At 39.9% G+C, this 23326-nt stretch carries 19 protein-coding genes; 8 read left to right on the top strand and 11 right to left on the bottom strand.

Going from position 1 to position 23326, the window contains the following annotated elements; translation table 11 throughout:
* Positions 1 to 106 precede the first annotated feature (106 nt).
* Positions 107 to 1330: a succinyl-diaminopimelate desuccinylase gene (gene dapE, locus E2H97_RS14780; protein WP_133407845.1), complete on the top strand. Its 1224-nt coding sequence runs from the start codon at positions 107 to 109 to the stop codon at positions 1328 to 1330.
* 25 nt (positions 1331 to 1355) lie between these two features.
* On the opposite strand, the gene E2H97_RS14775 is transcribed toward dapE, so the two are convergent.
* Both E2H97_RS14775 and E2H97_RS14770 read right to left on the bottom strand, forming a co-directional pair.
* Positions 1356 to 1799 carry a hypothetical protein gene (locus tag E2H97_RS14775; RefSeq protein ID WP_170308321.1) on the bottom strand — a complete coding sequence of 148 codons (444 nt, stop codon included), beginning with the start codon at positions 1797 to 1799 and terminating at the stop codon, positions 1356 to 1358.
* A 180-nt stretch (positions 1800 to 1979) separates the two neighbouring features.
* Positions 1980 to 2204: a hypothetical protein gene (locus tag E2H97_RS14770; RefSeq protein WP_133407843.1), complete on the bottom strand. Its 225-nt coding sequence runs from the start codon at positions 2202 to 2204 to the stop codon at positions 1980 to 1982.
* A gap of 687 nt (positions 2205 to 2891) precedes the next feature.
* Between E2H97_RS14770 and E2H97_RS14765 the strand changes: the two genes are divergently transcribed.
* The 3 genes from E2H97_RS14765 to cydX are packed head-to-tail and all read left to right on the top strand — an operon-like array spanning position 2892 to position 5738.
* On the top strand, positions 2892 to 4451 hold the full coding sequence (locus E2H97_RS14765) for a cytochrome ubiquinol oxidase subunit I (protein WP_133407842.1): 1560 nt from the start codon (positions 2892 to 2894) through the stop codon (positions 4449 to 4451).
* 15 nt (positions 4452 to 4466) lie between these two features.
* A complete protein-coding gene (gene cydB / locus E2H97_RS14760) occupies positions 4467 to 5606 on the top strand; it encodes a cytochrome d ubiquinol oxidase subunit II (protein WP_133407841.1) in 1140 nt (379 codons plus the stop codon).
* Between the two features lie 18 nt (positions 5607 to 5624).
* Positions 5625 to 5738 (top strand): cytochrome bd-I oxidase subunit CydX, encoded by a 114-nt coding sequence (cydX, locus tag E2H97_RS14755; protein ID WP_121840473.1) that lies wholly within the window; start codon positions 5625 to 5627, stop codon positions 5736 to 5738.
* A 78-nt stretch (positions 5739 to 5816) separates the two neighbouring features.
* Here cydX and olsF read toward each other — a convergent pair whose 3' ends face one another.
* The 4 genes from olsF to E2H97_RS14735 form a co-directional block, all read right to left on the bottom strand.
* A complete protein-coding gene (olsF, locus tag E2H97_RS14750; protein ID WP_133407840.1) occupies positions 5817 to 7550 on the bottom strand; it encodes a bifunctional ornithine lipid synthase OlsF in 1734 nt (577 codons plus the stop codon).
* 12 nt (positions 7551 to 7562) lie between these two features.
* Complete coding sequence (locus E2H97_RS14745; protein WP_133407839.1) at positions 7563 to 8468, bottom strand: UDP-2,3-diacylglucosamine diphosphatase; 906 nt, start codon at positions 8466 to 8468, stop codon at positions 7563 to 7565.
* Positions 8469 to 8577: 109 nt separating this feature from the next.
* A complete protein-coding gene (locus E2H97_RS14740) occupies positions 8578 to 8772 on the bottom strand; it encodes a helix-turn-helix transcriptional regulator (protein WP_133407838.1) in 195 nt (64 codons plus the stop codon).
* Complete coding sequence (locus E2H97_RS14735; RefSeq protein ID WP_133407837.1) at positions 8769 to 9194, bottom strand: hypothetical protein; 426 nt, start codon at positions 9192 to 9194, stop codon at positions 8769 to 8771. Before E2H97_RS14735 ends, E2H97_RS14740 begins: the two co-directional genes overlap by 4 nt.
* 387 nt (positions 9195 to 9581) lie before the next feature.
* Here E2H97_RS14735 and E2H97_RS14730 point away from each other — a divergent pair, with 387 nt between their 5' ends.
* Complete coding sequence (locus E2H97_RS14730) at positions 9582 to 11594, top strand: TonB-dependent copper receptor (RefSeq protein WP_133407836.1); 2013 nt, start codon at positions 9582 to 9584, stop codon at positions 11592 to 11594.
* 410 nt (positions 11595 to 12004) lie between these two features.
* A complete protein-coding gene (locus tag E2H97_RS14725; RefSeq protein WP_133407835.1) occupies positions 12005 to 13177 on the top strand; it encodes an RICIN domain-containing protein in 1173 nt (390 codons plus the stop codon).
* A gap of 846 nt (positions 13178 to 14023) precedes the next feature.
* Here E2H97_RS14725 and E2H97_RS14720 read toward each other — a convergent pair.
* Positions 14024 to 15264 (bottom strand): IS3 family transposase gene (locus E2H97_RS14720; protein ID WP_133406468.1). Its coding sequence is split into 2 segments (ribosomal slippage): positions 14024 to 14904 and positions 14904 to 15264, totalling 1242 coding nucleotides; the frame shifts between segments, so codons are not numbered across the junction.
* A gap of 102 nt (positions 15265 to 15366) precedes the next feature.
* Positions 15367 to 16734 carry a DUF642 domain-containing protein gene (locus E2H97_RS14715; protein ID WP_133407834.1) on the bottom strand — a complete coding sequence of 456 codons (1368 nt, stop codon included), beginning with the start codon at positions 16732 to 16734 and terminating at the stop codon, positions 15367 to 15369.
* A gap of 424 nt (positions 16735 to 17158) precedes the next feature.
* Here E2H97_RS14715 and E2H97_RS14710 point away from each other — a divergent pair, with 424 nt between their 5' ends.
* Positions 17159 to 17998 carry a hypothetical protein gene (locus E2H97_RS14710; RefSeq protein ID WP_133407833.1) on the top strand — a complete coding sequence of 280 codons (840 nt, stop codon included), beginning with the start codon at positions 17159 to 17161 and terminating at the stop codon, positions 17996 to 17998.
* Between the two features lie 264 nt (positions 17999 to 18262).
* Here the strand turns inward: E2H97_RS14710 and E2H97_RS14705 are convergent, their stop codons facing one another.
* The 3 genes from E2H97_RS14705 to betB form a co-directional block, all read right to left on the bottom strand.
* A complete protein-coding gene (locus E2H97_RS14705) occupies positions 18263 to 19435 on the bottom strand; it encodes a BCCT family transporter (protein ID WP_133407832.1) in 1173 nt (390 codons plus the stop codon).
* Between the two features lie 170 nt (positions 19436 to 19605).
* Positions 19606 to 21267 (bottom strand): choline dehydrogenase, encoded by a 1662-nt coding sequence (gene betA, locus E2H97_RS14700; RefSeq protein WP_133407831.1) that lies wholly within the window; start codon positions 21265 to 21267, stop codon positions 19606 to 19608.
* Between the two features lies 1 nt (position 21268).
* Positions 21269 to 22726, bottom strand: coding sequence for a betaine-aldehyde dehydrogenase (betB, locus tag E2H97_RS14695; RefSeq protein WP_425466794.1), 1458 nt, complete (start codon positions 22724 to 22726; stop codon positions 21269 to 21271).
* Between the two features lie 100 nt (positions 22727 to 22826).
* Between betB and E2H97_RS14690 the strand changes: the two genes are divergently transcribed.
* Positions 22827 to 23312, top strand: coding sequence for a MarR family winged helix-turn-helix transcriptional regulator (locus E2H97_RS14690; protein ID WP_133407829.1), 486 nt, complete (start codon positions 22827 to 22829; stop codon positions 23310 to 23312).
* Positions 23313 to 23326: the final 14 nt, after the last annotated feature.

Raw genomic sequence — 23326 nt, 5'->3', positions numbered from 1 at the left:
AGACTTAACTTAGCTTTAAACAAGCTGTCATTCATTTGTCATTAATAATTGGCTCAATAGCAACTATGCTTAATATGACGAAATGACATAGGTTTGGAGCTCCCCAATGCCGTTAGCCCCGCAACAGCAACAAAGTACGCCTCACCACATAGATCCAATTGACCTTCAACAACTTTCTGATCACAAAGCGGTGAAATATACCCAAGAGTTGATCCGAAAACGCTCTGTCACACCAGAAGATGCAGGTTGTCAGGCTTGGCTGCAGAATAAGCTTGAGGCGCTCGATTTTACGGTTGAACGTTATCAAAGTCATGGTGTTTCAAATTTAATAGCAGAGCGTAAAGGTCAAACTGACACTCGATTTGCGTTTGCTGGTCATACTGATGTCGTGCCAGCTTCAGAACCGCATTTGTGGAAGGTTCCACCTTTTGATGCTGAAATCGTTGCTGAAGAACTCATTGGCCGTGGTGCTGTGGACATGAAATCGGGTTTAGCGGTAATGATGGCGGCGATGGAAGATGTCATAGCAGAAGGTTACCAACCAAAAATGAGTTGGCAGTGGTTAATCACCAGTGATGAAGAAGGTGAAGCTGAGTTTGGGACTCGTACAATCGTAGAGAAACTACAGAGTAGGCAGTCAATGCCCGAGTATTGTTTAGTTGGTGAACCTACTAGTGACAGTAAAAGCGGTGATGTGATAAAAATTGGTCGTCGTGGTGCCATTTCAGGCAAGATGGTAGTAAGAGGAAAGCAAGGTCATGTGGCTTATGCTGGACATAGCCGCAATGCGATCCATTTAGCCTCCGTGATCATTAATGCATTGGAACAAATGAGGTGGGACAAGGGCAGTGATGATTTCCCAGGTACCAGTTTACAAGTGACCTATGTCAACTCGGGTGACTTTACTGACAATATCGTGCCAGGTCGTTGTGAGGTTTACTTTAACGTTCGTTATAGCCATAGATTCACGTTGACGGAAATTGAAAAGAAAGTCATGGATTGTTTGCATTCAGTCCCATTGACTCAAATAGCATTAGAGCAGTTAGACATTGAATGGGAACGCCATTGTCAGCCGTATTTTACTCAAGATAATAAAAGTTCTAGCTTAGTGGCAATGGCTGAACGTGCTGTCCATAACGTGACTTCATATTACCCAAGGCTGTCGACTTCAGGTGGTACTTCTGATGGTCGGTTTATCGCATCTGATGACTGTCAGGTCTTAGAGTTGGGGTTGCCTAATCGCTCGATTCATCAAGTGAACGAAAGAGCTAAGCTGGTAGATATTTATCAGCTGTACCATATTTACAAACAATTACTGAAACAGTTTTAATCTAAAATAATTCTTTAGACGCATTTTATGTTAGAGGCCAATTATATTGTGTTATTGCTCCTTCTTTGGCTTTTGTCATTGCCTTAAGGGCATCATTCAATTTCACTAATGCCAACTCATCGGGCGTTTTTCCGACTAAACTCAAGTTATATTCTAATTTTGCAACCGTTCTCTCTACTTCAGCTACTGCTTCTAATTGCTTCATTTCTGGTAAACTTGCTAAAGCCCTTAAAATAATGCTAACTGCTTCAGGCAAAATATCAGATGTTGAATCTACCCGTTGAGAGTCAATCTCTGCATCGCTACACCAAAGCCTGTTTGCAAGTTGCTTTAGCTGGGCTTGATAGTTTCCGACTTTAATGGGCTGCAACATTATTGGATTCTTTAGGCTTGTATTCTCTATGTGATCTAGAGCAATAATAGCTAAACAACCACCAAGTCTTATTATCTCCTCAGCAGCCAGCTTCATAAAGCGTCTAGTGGGATCGGGTTCATCCTGTAATGTCTGTTCAGCTTTTTGGGTATGTTTTTGCCATATTTTATATTGCTCATTTACTTCTTTTGTTACTTGCTCCTGAAATGTATCTGGCAAGGTTGAGGGCGTTATATTGGCATCAAAAAATGTTAAAACGTCGTCATGTACTTTCTTTTACAAATAATGCCTAGCTAGAACACAGTCTTTAACAAGTATTGAGGATTGATCAAATTTTTGATATTGCACATGGAAGGTTACTTCTACTGCTGGCGTTTTTGTTAGTTTATTAAATGCAACGCTTAGTTCGTTTAACATAATACAGCCCATCACATCGCTTTCATGTGAACTGCCCCAGTAGACGTTAACAGGAACCTCCCCTGACTCATGTGTGACTGACATAGTTTTAACCTGAACAACGTATATTTGAATGTATTATATCGTCAGGACGTGAAATGGAGTTTTTGAGTAAATTAAGTTTTGTTTAGGCGTAATAGGCCTAGGGTCTGTTGAACTTTTAGGATTAAATTTTGTGCTATTTGAGCATTTTTCTGTTCAAGGCGTGAGCTGTGAAGCTTAGTAATCTAAGTGAGCTGCTCACAACACAGAACAGGAATTGCTCAAAAGCATCGAAGACAGCGTAAATTGGTCACTTCTGCTACGTTATCGTTTATTTATGTGGAGCAACCACACCGCACAAACTCTGCCTTGCATAAGATGACCAATTTATCGCTGCAAAAATAAACACGAAAGATTAACAGGCCCTAGAATTTATTTTTTTCATTTTTATGTAATCAACATATCGCTATTAATCGTATTGTCATAAGAAATGAACAGCCTAGATATATGGTGTGTCATTCTGTATTGTTGATTTGACAGTTTTGGCTATTACTTCGCTTTTATTAATAAAAAAGCCAATGTAACAATTACTAATGAGTAAATTACCTTTAAAAATAGTGGATTACCCTAAATTTATTTTTGTGAATGTTGGTTTTTTAAACTGAAAAATAGGCGTATAGTGAGCAAAATCTAATATCAGCTGGTGTTTCTTCGCTAATGCAAATTGGTAATTAGAAACAGGAGTTTTCAATGATCCTTGATGAAGTTGTCGAGCTCTCTCGTTGGCAGTTTGCAATGACTGCTATGTATCACTTTCTATTTGTCCCTCTGACCTTAGGTCTTTCCTTTATTTTAGCCATTATGGAGTCACTGTATGTGATGACGGATAAAACCGTTTATCGTGACATGACGAAATTCTGGGGTAAGTTGTTTGGAATCAACTTTGCATTAGGGGTGACAACCGGTATTGCCATGGAGTTTCAATTTGGAACCAATTGGTCCTATTACTCTCATTATGTTGGCGATATTTTTGGAGCTCCGTTAGCACTTGAAGGCTTAATGGCGTTCTTTTTGGAATCTACCTTCGTTGGTATGTTCTTCTTTGGTTGGGAGCGCTTTAGTAAGCGTCAGCATTTAGCGGCGACATGGCTAATGGCACTGGGCACTAACTTATCAGCGTTGTGGATTTTGATTGCTAATGGTTGGATGCAAAACCCTGTAGGTTCGGTATTCAACTTTGAAACCATGCGTATGGAGATGACCAACTTTGCAGAGGTGATTTTCAATCCTGTCGCACAGGTTAAGTTTGTTCATACTGTGGCGGCGGGTTACGTAGCGGGCGCCATGTTCGTTCTGGCGGTGAGCTCGTATTACATCCTGAAAAAACGCGATTTACCTTTTGCACGTCGTTCATTTGCGATTGCAGCCAGCTTTGGTATGGCATCCATTTTGTCTGTCATCGTACTTGGAGATGAATCTGGCTACAAAGTGGGTGAGGTGCAAAGGGTCAAATTAGCCGCGATTGAATCCGAATGGCACACAGACACACCACCTGCTGATTTCACCGTAGTGGGGATTCCTAATCAGGAAAAGCAAGAAACCGAATATGCGGTCAAGATCCCTTATCTGATGGGGATTATTGCGACTCGAAGTATTACCGAAGAAGTGACGGGGCTTAAAGATCTCATGAAAGAACATGAGCATCGTATTCGAATTGGTATGAAAGCCTACGGATTACTAGAGAAAATTCGCAATGGTGATCGCTCCCCTGAAACCATCAAAGCCTTCAATGAAGTGAAAGGCGATTTGGGCTATGGCTTATTACTCAAACGCTTTACCGATAAAGTCACTGATGCGACAGAAGAGCAAATTCAAGCGGCAACGCGAGACAGTATTCCGAAAGTGGCACCTATCTTTTGGAGTTTCCGTGTGATGGTTGGGCTTGGCGTGATTATGCTCTTCGTATTTGCTGCGGCATTTTGGCAAAGCACTAAGCATAAAATTACCGAGAAAAAATGGGTACTTAAAGCCGCCTTATATAGCTTACCTTTGCCGTGGATAGCAATCGAGGCGGGTTGGTTTGTTGCGGAATATGGTCGTCAACCTTGGACCATTTCAGGCATTTTACCGACTCACATGTCGGCGTCTTCCCTCAACCCAAGTGACATTTGGTTCAGCATTATTAGTATTACCGTGTTTTATACCATTTTGTTGGTGGTTGAAATATTCCTAATGCGTAAGTTCATTTTAAAGGGACCAAGCAGTTTGAAGACAGGGCAATATCATTTTGAAACTCAAGAGCAGAACTAGATCAGGAGAATAATTATGTTTGATTATGAACTACTACGCTTGATCTGGTGGGCATTGATTGGAGTGTTATTCATTGGGTTTGCGGTTACCGATGGTTTTGATATGGGCGTCGGAGCGCTGCTTACCATCATTGGTCATGATGACACAGAAAGGCGCGTGATGATCAATACCGTAGCACCTCATTGGGATGGTAACCAAGTATGGTTGATCACAGGTGCTGGTGCCTTATTTGCGGCTTGGCCGATGGTATATGCGGTGGCTTTTTCAGGATTTTACATCGCCATGATGTTGGTATTGTTCGCCTTATATTTACGTCCTGTAGGCTTTGATTATCGCTCGAAAATTGAAGATCCACGCTGGCGCTCTGCTTGGGATTGGGCATTGTTTGTAGGAGGGTTTGTCCCTCCGCTGATCATCGGCGTAGCTTTTGGTAATTTACTGCAAGGCGTACCGTTCACTTTTGATGAGTATTTACGTGCCACTTATCACGGCAGTTTCTGGGCGCTATTAAATCCATTCGGACTGCTTGCGGGCATCGTTTGTGTCAGCATGTTTGTGACTCAAGGAGCAACATGGCTACAAATGAAAACCGAAGGTTTACTGAGAAACAAAGCCGAAATGGCAGCTCTGTTAAGCTCAGTCGTCTTCTTCGTGGCTTTTGCAGGGGCAGGCTGGTGGCTGCTTAATGGTTTTGATGGCTATGTGGTTAAATCAGGGTTATCGCCTGAAGGAATATCTGATCCACGTCTTAAGCAGGTTGCTGTTGAAGCTGGCGCTTGGCTAAACAATTATGAGCTGTACCCAATAACCAAACTGTTCCCTATTTTAGGTTTAGCATTGCCGTTATTGACTATGGTGTTCAGTAAGTTGAATCGAAGTGGATTAGCATTCTTTTCTAGTTCGTTAACCGTAGCCATGGTTATTTTAACTTGCGGGGCTTCAATGTTCCCATTTGTCATGCCGTCATCACTGATGCCAAATTATAGCCTCACCATGTGGGATGCTACGGCGAGCCAAATGACGCTAACCATAATGACCATTGCGGCTGGAATAATGGTGCCAATCGTTTTGGGTTACACCATTTGGACCTATAAGAAAATGTTCGGTCGGTTATCAAGAACCGATATCGAACAAAAATCAACGTCATTGTATTGATGAACTAAGGAGAAGCTTATGTGGTATTTCAGTTGGATTTTAGGAGTATTATTAGCCTGTGCCTTTGGGATCATCAATGCATTGTGGCTTGAGAATACAGAAAATATGGACCGTGAAACGGATGATGATTAGCATCTAGTTTTACTGTTAGTCGTCATTATTTTTTATGAGCCAGCAGATTCAGCTGCTGGCTTTTTAGTTGGTGAAAACTTACTCAGACAGTGCGCTTTCAATGTATTTTTTACGTTTTTTGGGCTTCAATGACTGTAAATCAACGAGAACGACACCATCAATGCAGTAGCCAAAGTCGTCATCGACACCAAAGTCTAAAAACTTCACTCCATCGCTTTCACACAGCTCACTGTACTGCTTGTATAACGTTGGGATAGCAACCCCGAGTTCTGCCAAAGATTGTTTGAGTACTTTAAAATTAGCAGAGTAGTTTTCTTTGCTGTTTAGATCGTAAAGGTTATCCAGCTGGGTTTGACGTTGCTTACCAATGACAAAAGGTTGGTTTGAATAAGCTAACGGTTCTGTTGGTTTGAACTGGTTTTGATAAAAATGTACCAGCATTTCTTTAGCGTCTTGTGGCAGCTCACCTGAGATAGTGACAGGACCGAATAGGTAGCGATATTGGGGATTTTTAGCGATAAAGGCGCCAATGCCGTACCACAAATAATCTAGGCTACGTTTTCCCCAATATTTGGGTTGCACAAAACTGCGACCGAGCTCTAAGCCCTGTTCAAAGTAGGGAGTAAAAGCTTTGGTATAGGTAAATAAGGATTGGCTATATAAAGCTTCGCTACCGTGATTTTTGTGAACGTCTTTAACTGGTGCAAAACGATATGCGCCTACGATTTCTAGATCTTTTTGATCCCATAACACTAGATGTAGGTAATAAGAGTCGTATTTATCGGTATCTCGGCGTTGCCCTGTACCTTCGCCGACTGCGCGAAACGCAACTTCTCGCAGTCGTCCGATTTCACGCATAATAGGGTTCGATTCTTTATGCTCATAAAGATAAATTTGTTTACCATCAGCGGTTGAACCTAAAAGTTCGCATTGTGTTAATGCAGTTTGTAATTCGGAACGAGAGACGGGGTGGGCTATTGGGCTTAGTGTGGTAAATAGCCCCGGTCGGTTTTTAGCGACACGGTAAAGGTGATTCTTCAATAGTTTTACTTTCACTTTAAGAGGAAAGTTGTTGTTGGTTATGGCTGAGCTTGGGATCAACTCTCCAATTCGAACTGGCATGGTCTTTTTAGCTTGTTTGAACATTTCCTTTACTAATAGCAGAGTCGCTAACGGCTTATAAATCATCGATGCGCCGTAAAATGCGGCTGAGTTTTTGGCATCGGCAAACATAGGTAATAAAGGTGCGTCGCAGGCACTCGCCATTTTTAAAAAGCCTGTTTGCCATGCTGTATCTCTTACACCTTGTGGGCGAAGACGAGAAACTTCACCAGACGGGAAAATTAATAATGCTCCTTCATTTTTTAAATGCTGGTGGATGTTTTCTAAGTTTTGTTTAGGCGTACCGCCTGTCATATTACGAACAGGTAATAAAATGTCATGCATAGGCGTTAGCGCCATGAGGAGCTCATTAGCAACGACTTTTATGTCACTTCTTACTTCGCTAATGAGTTTGATCATCGCTAAGGCATCGAGTGAACCAATCGGGTGGTTGGCAAAAATCACCACACGACCCTCACAAGGAATATTTTCGATTTCATCACTTTTTACTGAGTAGCTGAAATTAAAACTTTCCAGTACTTTTTCAACGAAATCAATGCCTGATAAATGTGCATGTTCCATAGCTATTTCGTTGCATTGCTTTTCATTAAGCAGATAACGCAACATGGCTTTAGTGGGTTTGGCTAGCCAAGGTTTGTTTTCAATTTCTGGAAGGTTTTCTTTTACGACATTATCAACAGTAAAAATCATAGTATTGTCTCGTTAAGCTACTTTGGTAGGTCGTGACTGGTCTGTTTTTGGATTTGGGTGAAATTGGGCTATTGGAGAGGGGATGGTTTTAAGTATTTGAGTATTGTTGGATGCTTCATCCCATTGCAATAATTGCAGCTCACCAGCCTCAGTTTCGACAAGCAAGGTACAGTTTTCTATCCAGTCTCCTTGATTGCCATAGATGATGTCTGATTGTTCAATCAGTTCAGGCTGATGTATGTGCCCGCAAAAAATGGCATCGACCTTTTGAGCTTTGGCGTGATTTATTGCGGCATACTGATAACGTTCAATCGCTTGCTGAGCTTTGGTGACTCGACGCTTGATATAACCTGCTAATGACCAGTAAGAGTGACCAAATTTTTTACGGATAGCATGCAAGCTACGGTTGAGAAATAAAATAAAGTCATAAAGATGATCGCCAAGTTTGGCGTAGTAGCGAGAGACACACACCTGAGAGTCAAATTGATCGCCGTGCAGCATCAAGAGTTTTTTTCCAGCAATAGTGGTATGTAAGTATTGGGGCTGAATTTCAACATTGCAGAAATTGAAATAGTGGTAGCTTTTTAATAGCTCGTCATGGTTTCCGGGGATGAATACAACTTGAGTTTGGGTTTGGGCAATGGCGATGATTTTTTGCAGTACTTTATGATGTGATTCTGGCCAATGGAGTCGGTTCTTTAATGCCCAGAAGTCAATGATATCGCCGACTAAAAACAGTTTATCGCAAATCACATTGTCTAATAATTGCAGTAAAAATTCGGCTTTGCAGTCTTTACAGCCAAGGTGAATATCGGAAAGCCAGAGGGCATGATAACGTTGAGGAGTAGTTGATTTAGGTGATGCGGGGACTACGATATTTTGTATTGGCTGATCATCAGGCGTATTTACCGAAGCCATTGGTGTTCCTTCCAAGTCTAGGCTACTAGCTATGATGTAAGCCTAGTAACCTAAATTGAAATTCAAATGAATGTTTTATGACCAAATAATGACAAATGATGAACAAAGCTTAATCTTCATATTGAAAAATCGATTCAATGCTGACAGCAAATAATCTCGATAGTTTAAACGCTAAAGGCAGACTCGGGTCGTATTTTCCTTTTTCAATTGCATTAATGGTTTGCCTAGAAACTTCCAGTTTTTCAGCTAAATCAGCTTGCGTCCAGTCGTGTTCTGCTCGGAGTACTTTTAATCTGTTTTTCATGCGTAGCGTACTCTTCCTGCAATTAAGCTAACGACATAAGACAATGAGATGGTGATCATGATGTAAGAGGTTTTCAGCTCCTCAATCAGTTGTGCTTTTTCTAATATTGAACCCGCAGCAAATACGATAATAACCATTCCTACTGATATCGCTAATGCATCCAGTTGGATTTTCTTCTCCATTTCATCTAATGCATTAAGCATGCGTTTATATGAAACGACCATGGTTAATCCAATTGCAGCATTGGAAACTAGAGCGACAACGATAGAAAAGGTCGATGTAATCCATTGATTATCAATGGCAGCAATCACTAGCCAAAAGCTTAAAGCCCAAGCAAATCCCCATAAGTTAACAATATTGGCATTGCGAATATCTCTTTTGGGTAAACCACCGCAAGCAATGGCATTCAGTATTTTTCTCATGACTAGCATCCTTGTCATTTTGTAAAGTGTGATTTACTTTAGGTCGAAAATTATTCAGTGTCAAGCTAGGTGTTCAATAAGTAAAACTAACTTTACTTTTTGGGGAGTGCTCAAAATCTCCTAAGCAACACGTATGGATGTGGTTTTTGAAATAAGAAATATTACTCATTTTTATAAAGTGCGACTCCGTTAACATTTTTTATTTTCATTGTGAATTTGACATGGTTACGATGGTTGTTTTGACACTTGTGTTGTTATTTTGATTTCTTGTAAGTTATTGATTTTATTGTGGGTGCGTCATCTTGTCGCACTTTTGTAATTTGATTTTGCGGGTGTGTTTTTGTTCTGAGAAAATCCAGTTTCTACAAGTTATCAGGATGTAGTTCAATGAAAAAAGTACTTACTCTCTCCGTTGCTATTAGCACTGCTCTTTCCAATTCAGCATTTGCAGAAACTGACTTACTTGAACAAGATCATAAAGCTAAAAATGTTGTTGCTTCAAAACACCAAACCACTAAAACAGAAGATATCGAACATATTGTGGTGACGGGTGAATACATGCAGCAACCCACTACAGTATCGACCAACCCTAAACAACCAAGATTACCTTTACCTGCTTATGATGGCGCAGGATATTTAAAAACCATTGCTGGGTTCAGTATTGGGCGCAAAGGCGGTGCTGGTGGTGAGCCTTCATTGCGCGGTTTAGGTGGTTCAAGAATTAACATCATTGATGATGGTCAACATACCTATGGCACTTGTGGTGGTCGAATGGACCCACCAACTGCTTATGTATATCCAGAGTCTTATGACAGTATCGAAGTGATCAAAGGTCCGCAAACGGTTAAGTATGGTCCGGTAGGTTCCGCGGGAACCGTATTATTTGAAAAAGACCATGTCGGTTATACAGAACAAACCGCCGAAGGGCGAGTTACTGCCACGGGGGCAAGTTTTGGGCGTGAAGATTATCTTGCGGAATTTCGTGGTGGTAACAAAACAGCTTATCTCGATTTTGAATTGAATAGTTCTAGAAGCGACCACTATGAAGATGGTAGTGGTAATAAAATCCAATCCAAATATGACAGAAAAAATTCAAGTATCGCTCTAGGTTGGACGCCATCAGAAGATACGGTGGCAGAGCTTTCTTATTCTCGCTCTGACGGTAGTGCCGAATATGCGGATAGAGCAAATAAAGGGCGAGTGATCGAAAACAAAAGCACTAACTTGTTAATCCAGCATGATGTGAATGGCAAAGTGTTCGATAGCTTTGAATTCCAAGTTTATGCCAATCGAACCAACCATATTATGGATCAGTTTGATAAAGGAAAGGGCTTAGGGATCAATGTTCGTCGTGCTACCCAAGGCGGTCACGCTTGGTTTGATTTATCACTATCTGAAAGCTTTAGCTTGGTGACGGGTGTCGACTTTATGTTGAGTAAACATGAAGGGCGTGTCGTCAGACCAACGGATGAGAAAAACAGCTTAGATGACTTGCTGCAAAAGCCATTTAACGACAATGCAAAATACAGCTCTTATGGTGTATTTGCCGAATCTAACTATGAATTAGCGGGCGGTAATCTAATCTCAGGAGTTCGTCTTGATCATTGGAAGACTGAGTTGTTTGTGGCTCAAAAAGGGAAGCGCACCGATGATCTCTTCAGTGGTTTCACTCGTTATGAGATCTCAAAAGGCAATCATCAATACTATGCTGGTGTCGGTCACTCCAATCGTATTCCTGATTATTGGGAGATCATGAAAAAGAACCAGAGTGGTGCGGGCAAGGCATTTGATTTAGAGACTGAAAAAACCACTCAATTAGATATTGGTTGGATTTACGATGATGAAATGACAATTTCGACTTCACTGTATTTTGGTAAGGTTGATGATTACATCGCGATTAATGATAAGTATGTTGCTCGTAATGTCGATGCCACGATTTTCGGTGGTGAGCTTGCCATTAAATCACCAATTACCGAACACATTTCAACTCAGGTAATTGTGAGTTATAGCCATGGTCAAAACGATACCGACGATAAGCCGTTAGGTCAGGTATCACCGTTAGAAGGCAAAATTGCACTTGATTACAGTAAAGATGAATGGTCATTTGGCTTATTGTGGCGCCTAGTGGCTGCGCAAAATCGAGTTGCGATTGGTGATGGTAATATTTCAGGACGTGATTTAGCTAAGAGTAAAGGCTTCGGAACTCTAGCGGTATTTGGTGGTTGGAAAGCGAATGATGCGTTTTCAGTAAACTTTGGCATTGAGAACCTGCTTGATAAAACCTATGCCGAGCATATTAGTCGTCCTGCTGCGGGGAATGATATTCCAGGCAGTGAACCACTATTTCAAGTTAATGAACCAGGGTTGAATGGTTGGGTTAAATTGAATTATGCATTTTAAATCGTAAAGTCTTTGAAGATCATAGGGTAAATTAACGCTTGTCAAATAAGCGTTAATTTACCTGTTATCGTCAAATGTTCGACGGTATTAACTTAGTGATTACCAATACGTTAGCAATTAAAGATATATCTTATTGGCACAAATAGAGCATTTTTCTACAAATTGAATCTGATTTAATAATGCCTCCTGATTTTTAACTATTTAATTTAAAAAGAGTTTTAGAATTGGCTGCCCCTAGAACTCAAAATTCTTCTACGATTTTTCAGTAACTCATTAATAAAAATAAGAATATTTGCTCTGGTACGAACAGAGAATATTCTCTTGATACCTCTCTTAAACACCCGATAATCCCCCCATCAATAAGAGTGCATCTTATTTTTATTAACTTTTTATCTTAGATAAATGAGAGAATGATGAAAAAACTATTACTTTCGGCATTAATTGCAAGCGCACCAATTGTTAGCTTTAATTCTTCTGCGGCAACCATTGATGGATTCGGTTTCCCTTATAAGCCTCAGTTTGCCAATAGTAAGCCATGTAAAATATTTACTGATGGTGTTTGGGCTATTAGCGTTTTTGCAGACATCCTTCCAAAACAAGGTGTAAACCCAAGTGAAAGACGCCCTTATGATTATGTTTATAAGTATGACTCAATCATTATGGAAGGGTGTCGTGGTGGTCGCACATTCCAACTTTCAATGGGCTATCCGAATGATGGTAGCGGTCAAATTATATATGGTACATGGCGTACTGACCGTAGACACCACACCTTTATCAATGACTTGCCGAAAAATGAGCAAGATATACTAACGAAAGTGGCGGCTGACATCAGTTCAAAAATCCACTCTATCCCACAGTATTCAGATGTACTTGGGCGTGCTGCTATGCTTCATCAAAAATATTTTGATGAGCGTGGTGGTTTCGGTGAGTTAAGAACGAGAATTGGATTTTCTACTTCATTCAAAAGCGACATAGATGACTCGTGGGCGGCTCAAGCGCGTTTTGGTGATCACCAAACAAGCACTTGGATTGATGAAAAAATTGATGGAGCTAAGCATTTAATGCATGGTTATCTTCAACAAAACCCTAATATGAATGATTTGTTTGGTGACATGGATTATGAAATTGAAGTTCATGGCCAAAAAATTAAGTTAGCTACTGCGAAATTAAAAAGCCGTAGTTTTGCCTTAAAGACACCATCTCAGAATAATATGTGTTTAACTGGAACGGGTGGCAACAACGCCAACGTGATTGTTGCTCAATGTAATGGCTCTGATAACCAGCAGTGGGAATACATCGCCGATACACAGCAGCTTAAAAGAAAGAATAGCGATCAATGTTTGTCATTTAGTACCAGTAACGTACAAAATAATCCGATTCCAAACGGAACCAACATTAATACTTTCGCTTGCTTAAGAAAAGGGCATCCGAGTATTGGCAGGCAGCGTTTTGTTATTGATGGTAAGTTCATTAAGCCAGTGATTTTTAATACTAATCGAGTACTTGATATTCATGGTGGAAATAAAACTAACGTGATTTTATGGCAAAAACACGGTGGTGTTAACCAGCAATGGGTTCGCTAATGTATCTTCCTCATTGGGATTATAGCTAAAGCGAAAAAACAAAAAAACAAACCCTGCATTAAAGTGCAGGGTTTATTATTAATATATACCCTGATGTGTGAATTCAAAGGTATATGACAGTACCATAAAGTGATAGTTGTCTAATAAAGCATCTTATGGTTTGTTGGTCATGTCTAGTTTCGATTTTATTATTAGGCCTTCCTCTTAGATTGATAATCTATATATAGAGAAAATTAAAGATCCACTCCGTTCATCCGTCCATAATCCAAATATTTTAGAGCCTGCAGCCATCGCGATGGAAGTTATTGAAAAGTAGTATGGGTTTCATGAAGATAAGTCCAAATTGAGTTACTTTTCGCAACAATGGAATGAGCTATTGCCCAAATTTCTTGTACGTTAGAAAACTGAATATTTATATAATGTAAAGTAATAGATGCATGCAAATCTATGTCGAGCACTGAATGCCTAACTGCGTGATATCCACTTGATTAAAGCAAAGATGAATGGTCGTTTGGTGTACTGTATCGTTGAGTAACTGCGCTGAATAGCGTCACCATTGATGATGGAAATATCTCAGCTCTAGGTGAGCTAAGAGCATAGGGTTTAGTACTTTATTAGTGTTTGGTGGTTAGAATGTTAATGGTGTCTTTTCGATATAGTTCGGTATTGATAACTTCTTGATAAAACCTATACCGAGCATATGAGTCGTCCTGCTGCGGGTAATGATATTTCAAGAAGTGAATCATTGTTTCAAGTGAACCAAACGGGCTTTAATGGGTGGGTTTAATTGAATTACGTATTCTAAATATTTAGAAGTGTGTCTCGTCCTAAAATACGTTGACGGTTTTAATGTAAATCCAAGAGCATTTGCTCTTGGATTTTTTTATGCACTTGGTTCGGTGTTTTCATCTCTAAACTTAAATGCGGTCTCATATCGTTGTATATCGCTATTGATTCATCGATGAGCAACTTTAATTCATCAATATTTTTACATTGATATACAAGGAACTCCTGCTTCAGTATACCATTCACCCTCTCTGCGAGTGCATTTTGATAGCAGTCATAACCATCAGTCATTGAGGGTATTATATTATTTTGCTTAAGTTTATTCTGATAAATAGCAGAGCAATATTGTAACCCTCTGTCTGAGTGATGAATTGCGTTACGTCTATAACACCTATGGCTAACAGCCATATCTAGCGCTTTAACCACGTCTGTCGCTTTCATTCCATCACTTAATTCATAGCCCATTATTTTTCGACTATAAGCATCAGTGACAAGCGAGAGATAATGCACACCATCATCACTTTCCACATAAGTGATATCACTTACCAAGACTTCTTCAGCTCTTTGTGGCGTGTAATCCTTTAACAAATTCGGATGCTTTTTCATCCAATGCTTACTGTTAGTCGTTTTCCTATAACTACGCTTGGGTTGAATTAGCAGGTGTTCTTCCCTCAGATAGTCGAATAGGCCATCTCGCCCGAGCTTTATGCCTTCCTCCATAAGTTGAGGCTTCAGAAGATAGTACAGTTTCCTACCGCCTAATCGTGGCATAAATCGCCGTAACGCTAGCACCATATTTTTTACTGGAGCTAACATGATAGCCCGTTTTTTATCTCTATATTCCCTTTGATAAATTGATTGCCTCGTCATGCCAAGAAGCTTACAAGCCTTGCTTAAACTTACTTGCTTTTGTACCTGAAGGTTTCTTGCTCCTTGGCTATAAGCTTTTTTCGCAACCCTATACCATGTTCAGCATCAATAATATCGACGACTTCATTAAGTAATAGGTTACGTAACTTTTCATCCTTCAACTCTCGCTCTAAGCGCTTAATCTTTTGAGCTGGTGTTTCTTTGGCTTTAGGTGATTTAGACATGGTTATTTTCGGTGGTTGACACCAATCTAGCTTACCGTGTTTTCTCAACCATGTAAGTACTGTTGAGCGACCTTGGATACCATAGATTTTTTGAGCTTGCTTATAGGTCATATCACCTTTTTCAACAGCTGCAACAACCTGCAATTTAAAGCCTAATGAATAATCACGTTGTGTACGTTTTATATAGGTAGGATCTGGGTTTGTCATAATAAGTCCTAAATGTGTAAACACATTTCAGGACGGGACAGTGAAGTAATAAAAAAGGCTACTTAAAATGAAGCAGCCTTTTTCGTTTTTAGAGTGAAAAATTTACTGAGAGACTCTAACTGAGAATTTAGAACCATCTTTACACTCTGCGGCTCTATCTTCACCATCAACACCTTGAACTAAGTAAACGGTATTGCCTGGTTTGAAGTCAGCGTGTGCATCACTCGCACCTTCTTGAATACGTAATGTCAGTTTGTTGGCATTATTGGCATCAAAATCACCGACTTTGATCGCTGAATCATCCAAGTTACAGCTCATAAAATCTTTACGATTCACTGCAAATAACTCACCTGCTTTTTGAGCTTGGATGACATACTCATCACCTAAAGCAACAGGTTTTGAGTTGACGTCAATGAACGCTTTTTTATCAGATTGCTTAATGTCAGCAGTGTGTTCATTTTCATCGACGAGTTGAAGTGCAAATTTTCCCTTGCCTGTTCGACATAAATCACTAGGAATTAAACGAGTCTGAGCTTTATCAAAATCCCCATACACAAAGTAATACTTATTTTCAGGATGAGACTTGGTGAACTTATCACTTTCTAAGGAATAATCGCCAAGAATACTAATCGTTGGACCTTGTGGTAATAAAGGACCTTGGTTTATTGCGACAGTATTTTCTCGGTTACCCTTGAAGCCGAATTTACTGTAATCGGCAAATTGACAACGTTCATACATTTTTGGCGTAACTTGAAATACAGAGCCATCTCTAGTTTCATCACTGGTTACGAATTGGACATTTGCATTTTTTTGAATGGTAAGAGTGTTCCTGTGGCTAGAGTTAACTAAGTTAACCCCAACAATATTTAGTTTTGTTTCGTGCAGAGATACGTTATCAACTAGGGTATCTGGCCAAGATCTTGGGCTTTCTACACCAGTAATAGATATCGTTGAGGTGGCAAGTTCTGGCTTAAAGGTATATTGAGCAGTTTTCCATTGTTCATCACCTTTATTATCTACGGTAACTGTAATGGCGTTTACATGTGGAATACCAACCATGAGCTTTGTTGGACCATTATTTGCCATAGTGTGCAACGCATAATCAAAACTTAAGGTGTAGTTTTTGTTTGTGTCTAAATTATATAGTCGTTGATATACATTACTTGGGCTACCTACTGCGAGGTGTTGTGAGCCTGTCGCTCCAGCCAAACCAAAGCGATGCAAAATATTACGATGAACATAAACAGGAGGCCGTGCTAGACCTGTATACCATGCGCCAATTTGGTTTCTTCCATGAAATCCGCTATAGGCATTGAAACGGTGTGGATTGTTTAGCTGTACTTTTGGATATTCAAAGTCACCATCTCTAAGTAAGTTTTTCTTACCTAATGCTAAAGGCTCTGCTGAAACCATGCTAGAAGATAATGAAAGAGCAGCAAAAACTAAAGATAATTTAAATTTCTTATTCATGATAGGCACCTAATAATTATCCTTTAATTACCTTTTATTTAATTTAAGGTTTGAAATTAAGCGCACCCTAACTTATTTGATGTAGTTATTAAAGTTAAAAGTTGAAGCTAAAAAATGACGGGTGTCATAATTATTTTTTTAATTTCGCAATCTATTGTTTTAAATGGTTATTGTTGTTTTTTTGTAATTAGAGTAAAGCCACTTGTCGGATCAGTTATATGTTTTTTGTTTGATTTTAATTGGTAGTTTTTATTCTAATTTTAATATTTGTTTTTGTCAGTTAATAATCTTTATTTCTAAATGGATTATTTAAATAAATAAAAGTAATTACTCTGGTACGATCAGAAGATTTAAAATAGACATGGAATATTAAAAGCTTTACCTTTCCCCAAAATAAAGTGCGTTATTTGGAGAAGTTTTAAAAATGAAAAAACTTACAAAAATATTAACAGCTGTAGCTCTACTTTCTTCAACCCAGGCTGTAGTTGCAGGCCAAAACCCATTCCCTACAAGAGATATTGGCAAAATCGTTGACTGTAAAACTCAAGAGTGTCAGCCACTTGAGCAGATTTACGTTAATTTGAAGTATAAATACTATGATTATCAAAAGTTCTCAAGACCTCAGTTATCAATGGAATTTGCCGGTAATAACGCAAGTATAGGTCCGTATAAACTTCAGTTTGATGAGCAATATTGGTTAAGAAAAGATAGAAAGTTTATTTTTGAGCCAGGACCATATCAAAACTTAAATTACTATCCATTTCCTATTACAGGAACTTTTGAACGCGGCAGTTATACTTACGACCGTAATAATAATATACCCGTAGAAAAGTTTTTACAGGCTGATAAAATTCGTCAGCAAATCATTAATTACTTTATGACTAGCCCTTCTTTTTCAAATTATAGAGATTTAGCTATGGTTCGCTCTATTCAGAAAAAGCAAGATGTTTCAGTTCGAGTAGATTTAAGACAAGTGCCAGTTAAAAATAACCCAAGTAAAAACTACTGGGCCGGTTATGTCCAAGTTTGGAATAATACAACTAATCAAGATGTTACTGATGTTGGAGCATGGAGCTTAACGTTTGATCAAGGCATAGTAAATGGCATCTGGCATATGAGAGCTGATATTCCACTAACGGGTGGCTATCACGGAAACACACTTTATGGTCGAGACGACAGTCAAGGCGCACAACGTTTTGCTGAGTTTATTGAAAAGAAAACGGACTTTGGTGAATTCTTGAACTTTATGCACTCTAAATCATAAAGATATGCTTTAGAGTAAAGCAACTTAACTTAGGCAGTCTTTTAGATTGCTGACAAAGTCCTAGACCTAGCGCTAGGACTTTTTTTTATAGCACTATGGTTAACTCATTGGTTATTTTGAATAATACAATACTAGCTATTACTAGATCTGATAAGGTGAAATATCGATGATGCATAAAATCAGCAATGTAACCGTAAATTAAAGCCCCGATATCTAAAAATATGGGGCTTTGCCATTTTAGTGGTTAAGTAATAATTATTGCAGTTAAAGTACAGTGTTTATTTGCTTCACTTCTTTAAGCTTCTTTATCAAAATATAACTTAAGCAACTGAAGAAAATACCAATCACTAAAGCACCAATCCATTGAATCTCAAGAAAATTAAACTTAAACAATAAAGTTAAAGCGCTTAGAGCAACGATATTAAGTGCAATGTATTTTACTTTTCCTAATTTCGATACGGTTAAGCCCAAATTATCGGTATAAAGACGAACTAAAGAGTCTAGAGAGTTAATAACAAAAGTGATACCAACAAAGACCATGGCGATATTGTAAAAACCTGAAGTATCAATCTGATGTAAATGGTAGTAATACAATACGGTAAACCAAATAGCGATTGGCAATGATGGGAAGATTAGCATTGCAGCTAGTACTTGCCATGTTTTTAAACTGCCAACAAAACGAGAGGTAAATTGACCGATCATAATGCTCCACGCAAACCACCAATAAAGATAGAACTCATGGTAATCGTTAAGTGGGAACACAAACTTATCTAAGTTGGTGAAGTAATTTCCAATTAAACCAAAGGTTGATGCAAACTCTCCTAAACCATTTTGTTTGGCGAAGGCTCCAAACCACAATATGGCGATAAGAGCGATAAATAATCCCGTTGAGCCAAGGCTCAAGTAGCGTACGTAGATTAGACGAGTACTCGAATATACGGAAACAGCAATAGCAGCGAACACAATTAAATAGAAAGTTGGAATGATGGTTTCACCGTTGCCCATTTCTGGTAGGTACCAAGGCAAGTTGGTCAGTAATAAGTGGGCGGTAAAGGCACAGGTTCCAATAATTACAATGTTGTTTAACCATTTAATCATAGGAATTTCGAAGAACTTTACTTTGGGTTCGATAACGCAAAAGTAAAAGCAAGTTAAGAAATAGAATGCCCAAATTAAAAAGCCCCAGTAGCCAAATTCAATGGCAAGCGGATTACTGAAAGCATATTCTGGGCTAGCTCCAACATCTGCATAACCACCGAACTCTGTTAATGGAAACATAATCAAGCCAACATCAAGTCCTGAAGTAAACAAGATGGCAATGAAAGTGAAGGTTTTAACAGGAGTTACCCCTACACAACGTAAGTTTCCCCATTTCAATAAAATAAATAAGATACTAGCGAACGTAAAAATTATCCCAGCACTGAGCCAAGTAGTCATAAATAAAGCCTTTTTCTAGTTTTTGTTATCTGCTTGATTAGTTGTGCCAAAACGCTTTCTTGTAATATTTCTGGGACAAATAGAACATCCAAACAGGGTTTAACTCGCCATTCAATCAGAATGGCAAGTACGCTTTCACTGAGGGAGTGATGATCCCTGCAAAAGGATTTTTATCTTGATTTCTGTTTACTCTCCCAAACATCAGAAATAGTAACTTCGGCGTTAGATGCAGGGAGCATTGTGTTACCTAAAATCAAATCCGCCGCTCTTTCTGCCACCATAATAGTGGGTGCGTTTAAATTGCCGTTTGGAATGGTTGGGAAGATGGAAGAGTCAACAACTCGCAGCCCGTCAATGCCACGAATTTTTGTCTCTGGATCCACAACCGCCATGTCATCCGTTCCCATTTTGCATGAGCAGCTTGGATGATAGGCACTTTCAACCGAGCTACGGACAAAAGCATCGATTTCTTCATCAGTCTGAATATGAGTACCAGGCTGAATTTCATCTTCACGATATTCATTAAATGCATTTTGATTGATGATTTCACGTGTCAGACGTACGCATTGTCTGAAACCTTCAATATCATCTTGGTGTTGCATGTAGTTGAATGTGATCTCTGGATGAACCTTAGGATCGGCACTGACTACATGCACATGTCCACGACTTTTGGGTTTGTTATGCCCAATGTGAACTTGAAAGCCGTGACCATCAAACGCACTGCGTCCATCGTAGCGCATTGCCGCAGGTAAGAAGTGATATTGTAGATCTGGCCACTCAACTCCTGCTTTAGAGCGAATAAAGCCACAAGATTCAAAGTGGTTGGTTGAACCTAAGCCTTTCTTGGTAAAGAACCAACGTGCACCAATTTTGAATTTACTCCACAGATCTAACTCACCATTAAGCGTGATAGGTTGTTTACACTTAAATTGGAAATAGAACTCTAAGTGATCTTGTAGGTTTTCACCTACGCCATTGAGTTCGTGTTTGACTTCAATGCCCGCCTTTTCAAGCACAGCTTTATTACCAATACCAGATAGCTGCAAAATATGCGGTGAACCAATAGAGCCAGCTGAAAGGATCACTTCCTTATTACAGTGAGCTTCAATGGTTTTGTTATGTCGTTGATAGCGAACACCAATCGCTTTTTTACCTTCAAGTAGGACTTTTTCCACTTGGGCGTGAGTCACAACCGTTAAGTTTTGGCGAGGTAGGGCGGGCTTTAAATAAGCATTAGCCGTTGACCAGCGTACACCATCTTTAATGGTCATATGCATGGCGCCAAAGCCTTCTTGCAACTTACCGTTGTAATCTGGGGTTTCGAAATATCCCGCTTCAACACCAGCATTGATAAAGGCTTTGTATAACGGATTCTTCATTTCATTGCCGTTATTGACGGCTAGAGGTCCTGAATCACCTCGGTATTGATCACCCCCAAACGCCCAAGTTTCGGCTTTTTGGAAATAGGGCAGGCAATGGCTGTAATTCCAATTTGTGGCGCCGTGTTGTTGCCACTCATCAAAATCACGAGCATGACCACGTACGTAAACCATGCCATTAATGGATGAACTGCCGCCTAACACCTTACCGCGCGGGCAATGCATTTTTCGGTTATTGAGATAAGGCTCTTCGATGGTTTCGTATTGCCACGCATACTTTTCTGTATTCATGGGAATAGAAAGCGCCGTTGGCATCTGAATGAAAATGCTTTTATCACTGCCGCCCGTTTCAATGAGCAATACTTGGTTGTTACTGTCTTCAGAAAGGCGATTTGCTAACACGCAACCAGCAGAGCCTGCACCAACAATGATGTAATCGTAGTTTATGCTCATCTTAAAAAGGGCTCTCAAGTTTATTCATGCCCATATACACCGCTTTGACTTGGGTATAGTGTTTGAGAGTTTCTACGCCATTTTCACGGCCGATACCTGAAAGCTTGTAGCCACCCACAGGCATTTCAGCAGGGGAGGCACCATAAGCGTTGATCCAACAAATACCTGCTTGCATTTGGTGAATAACACGGTGAGCACGAGTAATGTCTTGAGTAAATACGCCAGCCGCTAAGCCAAGCTTGGTATCATTCGCACGGCCAATGACTTCTTCTTCGTCATCAAAGACTAAGAGTGCCATTACTGGACCAAAGATCTCTTCTTTAACGATGCGCATATCATCATTACAGTCGGAGAAGATGGTTGGGGCGACAAAACAGCCGTTTTCAGCACCTTGAGGCTTTAACGCTTCACCGCCACAAAGCAGCTTCGCGCCTTCATCACGGCCGATTTGAATATAATCCAACACTTTTTGCTGATGGTCTTTTGAAATCAAAGTGCCAAAGTTGACGTCTGGATTCATTGGATCGCCAGCAATAATGTTGTTTTGAGTACGTTCTAGCAGTTGCTCAACAAATTGCTCGTAGATATCACGCTGAACAAACACACGCGTTCCGTTGGTGCAAATCTCACCTTGGGTGTAGAAGTTACCTAGCATGGCAGCAGATACTGCATTGTCGATATCGGCGTCGTTGAATACGATAAGTGGTGACTTACCACCGAGTTCCATAGTGACATCTTTAAGCGTGCTTGCGGCCGCTTGCATCACTTTTTGTCCAGTAGAAACTTCACCAGTGAAAGAAACTTTAGCGATATCAGGAGAGTGAGTTAACCATTGTCCAACTTTTGCATCACCATGTACTACGTTAAACACACCAGCCGGTACGCCAGCTTCAATAAAGATTTCAGCCAGTTTTACCGCGCCCATTGGGGTTTCTTCAGATGGTTTAAAAATCATGGCGTTACCACATGCCAAAGCAGGAGCTGATTTCCAGCATGCAATTTGCAATGGGTAGTTCCAAGCACCAATACCCGCACAAATACCTAAAGGCTCACGGCGGGTATAATAAAAATCACCACCTAAATCCTGCTGATTCCCTTCAATAGACGGTGCAAGCCCTGCAAAGAATTCGATTGAATCTGCACCAGTCACAACGTCAACAACAGATGCTTCCTGCCAAGGCTTTCCTGTATCTTTAACTTCAATTTCAGCTAACTCGTCATTGCGTTCACGAAGTAAGGTGACAGCTTTATGCAGAATGCGAGCTCGCTCCATTCCTGTCATGGCTGACCAAGTGGCAAAACCTGCTTTAGCACTTTCGACAGCCGCTTGCTGGATATGCTCATCTGCTACTTCGACTTGATATATCACTTCCCCAGTTGCAGGGTTTGTTACGTCGAAAGTTTCACCTGTTTGGTTATCAAGGAGTTGGCCGTTGATAAAGTTTTTTAAAAGCATCATGGTAATTCTATTTTTCTTACTGATTAAAGCATCAAAAATGCTTTAAGGATCTATATTGATAGCGATATAATTTTTCCAGTTAAGTTCAAGAACATGAATCATGGAAAAACACGAAGAACTGTTTACATCGCTACGTAAAGTTATTAGAGCGATTGATTTACACTCTAAAGCCCTTAGTAAAACCGTTGGCCTCACAGGGCCACAATTGGTCATTTTGCAACAAATCGCACGAGTTAAAGGCATTTTAGCCAGTCAAGTTGCGCAAGATGTTAATTTAAGCCCTGCAACTGTGACGAGTATTATCGACCGCCTAGAAAACAGAGGCTTAGTGTTTCGGGTTCGAAGTAATGAAGATAAACGTCGTGTTGGCCTTTTCATCACTGAAGAAGGTCAGCAAGTGCTGATTACTGCACCTCAACCTTTACAAGATCATTTCATCGAAAAATTTTCGGCGCTTGCCGAGTGGGAACAATCATTATTGCTGTCTTCTATGCAACGTATCGCAGGTATGATGGATGCACAGAATTTAGATGCCGCTCCAATACTTGAAGTTGGCGCAATTGATCCCGTTTCAAGCAAAAAATAGGCAATCAACTGATT

It is taken from the genome of Parashewanella tropica, from assembly GCF_004358445.1.
Lineage (GTDB): Bacteria > Pseudomonadota > Gammaproteobacteria > Enterobacterales > Shewanellaceae > Parashewanella > Parashewanella tropica.
Note: the sequence above shows the minus strand (reverse complement) of the source record. Positions and strands in the feature narration are given on the sequence as shown.

Coding starts and splice junctions, on each gene's coding strand:
- E2H97_RS14765 (WP_133407842.1), top strand. CDS start 2,892: ATGATCCTTGATGAAGTTGTCGAGCTCTCTCGTTGGCAGTTTGCAATG.
- cydX (WP_121840473.1), top strand. CDS start 5,625: ATGTGGTATTTCAGTTGGATTTTAGGAGTATTATTAGCCTGTGCCTTT.
- E2H97_RS14725 (WP_133407835.1), top strand. CDS start 12,005: ATGATGAAAAAACTATTACTTTCGGCATTAATTGCAAGCGCACCAATT.
- E2H97_RS14775 (WP_170308321.1), bottom strand. CDS start 1,799: ATGAAGCTGGCTGCTGAGGAGATAATAAGACTTGGTGGTTGTTTAGCT.
- olsF (WP_133407840.1), bottom strand. CDS start 7,550: ATGATTTTTACTGTTGATAATGTCGTAAAAGAAAACCTTCCAGAAATT.
- E2H97_RS14730 (WP_133407836.1), top strand. CDS start 9,582: ATGAAAAAAGTACTTACTCTCTCCGTTGCTATTAGCACTGCTCTTTCC.
- E2H97_RS14770 (WP_133407843.1), bottom strand. CDS start 2,204: ATGTCAGTCACACATGAGTCAGGGGAGGTTCCTGTTAACGTCTACTGG.
- E2H97_RS14745 (WP_133407839.1), bottom strand. CDS start 8,468: ATGGCTTCGGTAAATACGCCTGATGATCAGCCAATACAAAATATCGTA.
- E2H97_RS14690 (WP_133407829.1), top strand. CDS start 22,827: ATGGAAAAACACGAAGAACTGTTTACATCGCTACGTAAAGTTATTAGA.
- dapE (WP_133407845.1), top strand. CDS start 107: ATGCCGTTAGCCCCGCAACAGCAACAAAGTACGCCTCACCACATAGAT.
- E2H97_RS14740 (WP_133407838.1), bottom strand. CDS start 8,772: ATGAAAAACAGATTAAAAGTACTCCGAGCAGAACACGACTGGACGCAA.
- E2H97_RS14715 (WP_133407834.1), bottom strand. CDS start 16,734: ATGAATAAGAAATTTAAATTATCTTTAGTTTTTGCTGCTCTTTCATTA.
- cydB (WP_133407841.1), top strand. CDS start 4,467: ATGTTTGATTATGAACTACTACGCTTGATCTGGTGGGCATTGATTGGA.
- E2H97_RS14710 (WP_133407833.1), top strand. CDS start 17,159: ATGAAAAAACTTACAAAAATATTAACAGCTGTAGCTCTACTTTCTTCA.
- betB (WP_425466794.1), bottom strand. CDS start 22,726: ATGATGCTTTTAAAAAACTTTATCAACGGCCAACTCCTTGATAACCAA.
- E2H97_RS14705 (WP_133407832.1), bottom strand. CDS start 19,435: ATGACTACTTGGCTCAGTGCTGGGATAATTTTTACGTTCGCTAGTATC.
- betA (WP_133407831.1), bottom strand. CDS start 21,267: ATGAGCATAAACTACGATTACATCATTGTTGGTGCAGGCTCTGCTGGT.
- E2H97_RS14735 (WP_133407837.1), bottom strand. CDS start 9,194: ATGAGAAAAATACTGAATGCCATTGCTTGCGGTGGTTTACCCAAAAGA.